General features: G+C 69.8%; 4 protein-coding genes. 3 read left to right on the top strand and 1 reads right to left on the bottom strand.

All coding sequences use genetic code 11. The features are described 5' to 3' along the window. Positions 1-105: 105 nt before the first annotated feature. Complete coding sequence (locus tag ABWK99_RS12780) at positions 106-1056, bottom strand: sugar-binding transcriptional regulator (protein ID WP_372595086.1); 951 nt, start codon at positions 1054-1056, stop codon at positions 106-108. Positions 1057-1269: 213 nt separating this feature from the next. Between ABWK99_RS12780 and ABWK99_RS12785 the strand changes: the two genes are divergently transcribed. The 3 genes from ABWK99_RS12785 to glpK all read left to right on the top strand — a co-directional run bounded on the left by ABWK99_RS12785 (position 1270) and on the right by glpK (position 5544). Beyond that, entirely contained in the window at positions 1270-3033 is a 1764-nt protein-coding gene (locus tag ABWK99_RS12785) for a glycerol-3-phosphate dehydrogenase/oxidase (RefSeq protein ID WP_372595087.1), read from the top strand. Between the two features lie 111 nt (positions 3034-3144). Continuing rightward, entirely contained in the window at positions 3145-3882 is a 738-nt protein-coding gene (locus tag ABWK99_RS12790; protein WP_372595088.1) for an MIP/aquaporin family protein, read from the top strand. 144 nt (positions 3883-4026) lie between these two features. After that, on the top strand, positions 4027-5544 hold the full coding sequence (gene glpK, locus ABWK99_RS12795; protein ID WP_372595089.1) for a glycerol kinase GlpK: 1518 nt from the start codon (positions 4027-4029) through the stop codon (positions 5542-5544). Positions 5545-5814 lie beyond the last annotated feature (270 nt).

The following is a 5814-nucleotide window of genomic DNA, read 5'->3' on the forward strand; positions in this document are numbered from 1 at the left end:
ACGAGGTCGCGGATCTCCCGGACGTCACGCGGGAGCGCGGGGCGCAGGGTGAACTGCTGAGGCGGACCCGTGGGGCCGGCGCCGTGGTGCGGGGTCGTCACGCGCTCACGGTACCGGCCCGGCCACCAGCGCTTCGGCCGTCAGCTCGTCGATGACCAGGTCCGTCACGACCCCCGCGGCGAGCGCCGCGCGCAGCGGGACGACCTTGTGGTCGCCCGCGACCGCGCACACCCGCCTGCCGACATGGCGCAGCTCGGCCGGGGTGGGGCCGGTCGCACGGTCGTTGAGGGCGATGTCCTCGTAGCTGCCGTCCGCACGCAGGAAGACGGTGCACACGTCACCGACGACACCCTCGCGGTGCAGGAGGTCGACGTCGGCACCGTCGAGGTACCCGGCCGAGTACACGTGGGAGGGAAGCCCGCCGGTCAGGGCACCGACGCCGAAGAGTGCGATGTCTGCACGTCGTTGCACGTCGAGCACCCGTTGCACGGATCGCTCACGCCACATCGCCGCCTTGGTCTCCGGGAAGTCGAAGAAGGCCGGGACGGGGAAGTGGTGCACCGAGGCGTCGAAGGCGGCACCGAACCCCGAGATCAGGTCGCTCGCGTACTCGATCCCGCTGGTCCGGGTGTTGGCCGCACCGTTGAGCTGGACGACGGCGCTCCCGCGCGTGGGCTTGGGCGTCAGGCGCCGGCCGATGGCTGCGAGGGTGGTGCCCCAGGCGATCCCCATCACCATGTCGTGGTCGAACCACGAGCTCACGAGGCGCGCCGTGGTGACCGCGACCTGGTCGAGCCGCTCGAGCTCCGTCGCCGAGTCGGCGACCGGGGCGACGTAGGCCTCGATCCCGTACCGGCGCGCGATCGTCTGGCTCAGCCCCGGGGCGCGCGTGCGCCCGGGACGCAGGTGGATCTCGACGATCCCCGTCTCCCGCGCGCGCTTGATCAGCCGCGAGACCGTCGAGCGCGAGGTGCCCAGGTGTCGGGCGATGACCTCCATCTTGAGGTCCTGCAAGTAGTACATCGACGCCGCGCGCAGCACGTCCTCGTGCTCCATGAGCCCCTCCGGTCCTCGTCACGCCGCACACCGGTGGTACGGGCCGGGGTATCGACGGCCCACACCCTGACGGCGTGCACGTTCGTGCAGATGTGTTGCGCGTATGTTCGCACGTCGCAACCATAGGGGGGCTGCAGGACCTTCGACCCGGTGCGACCCACGCCCGGACCGGGGTCCGCACCCCAGTCAAGAGCTTGTCGAGGAGGACACAGCGTGAGGACAGCACCCCTGACCCAGAAGAGCAGGGCCGCGGCGCTGGAGGCCCTCGAGGCTTCCGGTGAGGGCCACGAGCTCGACGTCCTGGTCATCGGAGGTGGCGTCACGGGTGCAGGCATCGCACTCGACGCCGTCACCCGTGGCCTGACCGTCGGCATCGTCGAGGGGCAGGACTGGTCGAGCGGCACGTCGAGCCGCTCGAGCAAGCTCGTCCACGGCGGGCTGCGCTACCTGCAGATGCTCGACTTCCACCTCGTCCACGAGGCACTGACCGAGCGCGACCTGCTGCTCAAGAAGCTGGCCCCGCACCTCGTGCGGCCCGTCTCCTTCCTCTACCCGCTCGAGCACCGCGTCTGGGAGCGCGCCTACGTCGGCGCCGGCGTCGCGCTGTACGACACGCTGGCGAGCATCGCCCCCGGGAAGCGCGCCATGCCCTGGCACCGGCACGTGACCCGCGGCGGCCTGGACAAGATGTTCCCCGACCTGCGGCACGACGCAGCGATCGGCGCCCTGCGCTACTTCGACGCGAGCGTCGACGACGCCCGTCTCGTGACGATGCTCATCAGGACCGCCGTCAGCTACGGGGCCCACGCCGCGAGCCGCACGCAGGTCGTCGAGCTGACGAAGCGCGCGACGGGCGTGGTCAACGGGGCCGTGATCGCGGACCTGGAGACCGGCCGGAAGTTCACCGTGCGCGCCGACCAGGTCATCAACGCCACCGGCGTGTGGACCGAGGAGACCGAGGCCCTGGCCGAGACCGAGGGCGGCCTGCACGTCCTGGCGTCCAAGGGCATCCACATCGTCGTCCCGCGCGAGCGGATCCGCGGCGAGGTCGGCCTGATCCTGCAGACCGAGAAGTCCGTCCTCTTCGTCATCCCGTGGTCGCGGTACTGGATCATCGGCACCACCGACACCCCGTGGGAGCAGGAGCTCACCCACCCCGTGGCGACCGCCGACGACATCGACTACGTGATCGAGCACGCGAACGCCGTGCTCGCGACGCCGATCACCCGTGACGACGTCATCGGCACGTGGGCGGGCCTGCGTCCCCTGCTCCAGCCCGGCACCAAGGAGGGCACCTCCTCCGCGAAGGTCTCCCGTGAGCACACGGTCGCCTCGCCGACGCCCGGCCTGACCGTCATCGCCGGCGGCAAGCTCACCACCTACCGGGTGATGGCGAAGGACGCGGTGGACTTCGCGATCGGCGAGCGGGCCGCGACCCTCCCGTCGATCACCGACCGCATCCCGCTCGCCGGGGCCGAGGGGCACGCCGTCCTCCAGCGGCAGGCACGGCGCATCAGCGAGGAGCACGGCTGGTCACGCGCGATGATCGACCACCTGCTGCACCGCTACGGCTCGCTGCTCACCGAGATCATCGAGCTCGTCCACGAGGACCCGTCGCTGGGCATGCCGCTCGAGGGCGCTCCGGCCTACCTGCGGGCCGAGATCGCGTACGCGGCGAGCCACGAGGGTGCGATCCACCTCGAGGACGTCATGCTGCACCGCACCCGGCTCGTCTACGAGCAGCGGGATCGCGGTCTCGCCGCGATCGACGAGATCGCCTCGCTCGTGGCCCCGCGGCTCGGTTGGGACGAGGAGCGCACCGCGAAGGAGATCGCCTCCTACCGCGCCCGCTGCGAGGCGGACGAGGCTGCCTCGTGGGAGCACGGGGACGCCGCCGCGGAGCTCGTCCGGCTCCAGGCCGAGGACATCACCCCGCTGCTTCCCCTCGGGCCGGAGGCCACGCCGACATCGAGGTGACACATGGCGGACGAAGATCACGCTAGCGTCCGCCATGTACCAAAGACCTCCGAGCGATCTCGCTCGGAGTGCACGTGACAATGACGTCCCGCGGAGGAAACGAGGAGTTCCATGGATGTATCGCTCGGTACGGTCTTCGTCTCGGAGATCATGGGAACGGCAATGCTGCTGTTGCTCGGTGGCGGTGTCGTCGCCAATGTGATCCTGCCGAAGACCAAGGGCTTCAACAGCGGCTGGATCGTCATCACGTTCGGGTGGGGCCTCGGCGTTTTCGCCGGTGTCTACGCCGCCTACAAGTCGGGCGCACACCTGAACTTCGCCGTGACCATCGGCCTGCTGGCCAACGGAGCGGCGGAATACGCACCTGGGGTGGCGGTGACCTTCGCCTCGACGATGGTCTATCTCGCCGGTGAGATGGTCGGTGCCTTCCTCGGCGCGATCCTCGTGTTCCTGGCCTACAAGAAGCACTTCGACGAGGACGCCGACCCCGGCACGAAGCTCGCCGTCTTCTCCACCGGTCCCGCGGTCCGCAACTACGGCTGGAACTTCGTGACCGAGGTGATCGGCACCTTCGTCCTGGTGTTCATCATCATCGCGTTCGGCAAGACCCCCTCGGGCCTCGGCCCGCTCGCCGTCGCCCTGCTCGTTGTCGGCATCGGCCTGAGCCTCGGTGGCCCCACCGGCTACGCCATCAACCCGAACCGTGACCTCGGTCCTCGTATCGCGCACGCCCTTCTCCCCATCAAGGGCAAGGGCTCGAGCGACTGGGGCTACGCCTGGGTCCCGGTCCTCGGCCCGATCGTCGGTGGCGCGATCGCCGGCCTCGTCGCGACGGCCTACGTCGTCTGATCCCTGGGGTGGGGCGCCGTGCACCGCAGGGCGCCCCACCCCGCACTCGCTCCACCGATTCACCAGCAGTACCGGTACGACTGTCACGCGGAGCGTCAGGACTGCCCCGGCTCCGCAACCCGCACAACGACGTGAAGGAATGACATGGCTGACTACATCCTCGCCATCGACCAGGGGACCACGAGCTCCCGGGCGATCGTCTTCGACCACTCCGGGCTGATCGTTGCCAGCGGTCAGAAGGAGCACGAGCAGATCTTCCCGAAGCCGGGCTGGGTCGAGCACGACCCGCAGGAGATCTGGACGAACGTGCGTGAGGTCGTGGGCCTGGCCCTGACCCGCGCGAACCTGACCTTCCGGGACATCGCCGCGGTCGGCATCACCAACCAGCGCGAGACCGCCGTGGTCTGGGACCGCACCACCGGTGAGCCCGTCTACAACGCGATCGTCTGGCAGGACACCCGCACGCAGAAGATCTGCGACGACCTCGCTGCCCTCGGCGGCGGCGCCGAGCGCTACAAGGAGCGCGTCGGGCTCCCGCTCGCGACGTACTTCTCCGGCCCGAAGGTCCGCTGGATCCTCGACAACGTCGAGGGCGCCCGCGAGAAGGCCGAGGCCGGCCAGCTCGCCTTCGGCAACACCGACACCTGGGTGCTGTGGAACATGACCGGCGGCACCGACGGCGGCGTGCACGTCACCGACGTCACCAACGCCTCGCGCACCATGCTGATGGACCTCGCGACCCTGCAGTGGGACGCGGACATCGCCGGCGAGATGGGCATCCCGATGTCCATGCTCCCCGAGATCCGTTCCTCCTCCGAGGTCTACGGCACCGGCCGCCAGGGCGGTCTCGTCCCCGACGTGCCGATCGCCGGCATCCTCGGCGACCAGCAGGCCGCCACCTTCGGCCAGGCCTGCTTCGAGGTCGGCAACGCCAAGAACACCTACGGCACCGGCAACTTCATGCTCCTCAACACGGGCACGGAGCCGATCCAGTCGAAGAACGGCCTGCTCACCACGGTCTGCTACAAGATCGGCGACGCGCCGGCCGTGTACGCACTCGAGGGCTCGATCGCCGTGACCGGCTCGCTCGTGCAGTGGCTGCGTGACAACCTCGGCATGATCAGCAGCGCCCCGGAGATCGAGACGCTGGCCAAGACGGTCGAGGACAACGGTGGCGCGTACTTCGTGCCCGCCTTCTCCGGCCTGTTCGCGCCGTACTGGCGTGGCGACGCCCGCGGCGTGCTCGTCGGGCTCACGCGGTACGTCAACAAGGGCCACATCGCCCGCGCCGCACTCGAGGCCACCGCGTTCCAGACCCGTGAGGTCCTGGACGCGATGAACGCCGACTCGGGCGTGGACCTGACCGAGCTCAAGGTCGACGGCGGCATGATCGCCAACGAGACGCTCATGCAGTTCCAGGCCGACATCCTCGGCGTGCCGGTCGTGCGCCCGCAGGTTGCGGAGACCACGGCACTCGGTGCCGCGTACGCCGCCGGCATCGCGGTGGGCTTCTGGAAGGGCGAGGAGGACGTCATTGCCAACTGGGCCGAGGACAAGCGGTGGACCCCGTCGATGGACGAGGACGCCAAGGCCAAGACCTACCGCAACTGGAAGAAGGCCGTGACGAAGACCTTCGACTGGGTCGACGCCGACACGGAGTGAGCAGGGTCACCTCTGCCTGACGTACGACGACGGCCGTCCCGGAAGGGGCGGCCGTCGTCGCGTCCGCGACCGGTCGGTCCCGGTGGGCCGGGTCGCGCCGCGGGTGCAGACTTGCCGCATGCGGATCGCGGTGACCGGGGCATGGGGCAAGGCAGGACGAGAGGTCGTGCGCGATCTCCTGGAGCACGGCTACGAGGTGGCCGCGACGGACCTCGTCGGTCCGGCCGGGGGCGACGGTGACCTCGGCACCGAGCTAGTGCTCGCTGACCT

It is taken from the genome of Actinotalea sp. (genome assembly GCF_041597215.1).
In the GTDB taxonomy this organism is placed as follows: domain Bacteria; phylum Actinomycetota; class Actinomycetes; order Actinomycetales; family Cellulomonadaceae; genus Actinotalea.

What these genes read in the sequence shown, in the direction of transcription:
- ABWK99_RS12780 (WP_372595086.1), bottom strand. Translation starts at nt 1,056, where the DNA reads ATGGAGCACGAGGACGTGCTGCGCGCGGCGTCGATGTACTACTTGCAG.
- ABWK99_RS12790 (WP_372595088.1), top strand. Translation starts at nt 3,145, where the DNA reads ATGGATGTATCGCTCGGTACGGTCTTCGTCTCGGAGATCATGGGAACG.
- glpK (WP_372595089.1), top strand. Translation starts at nt 4,027, where the DNA reads ATGGCTGACTACATCCTCGCCATCGACCAGGGGACCACGAGCTCCCGG.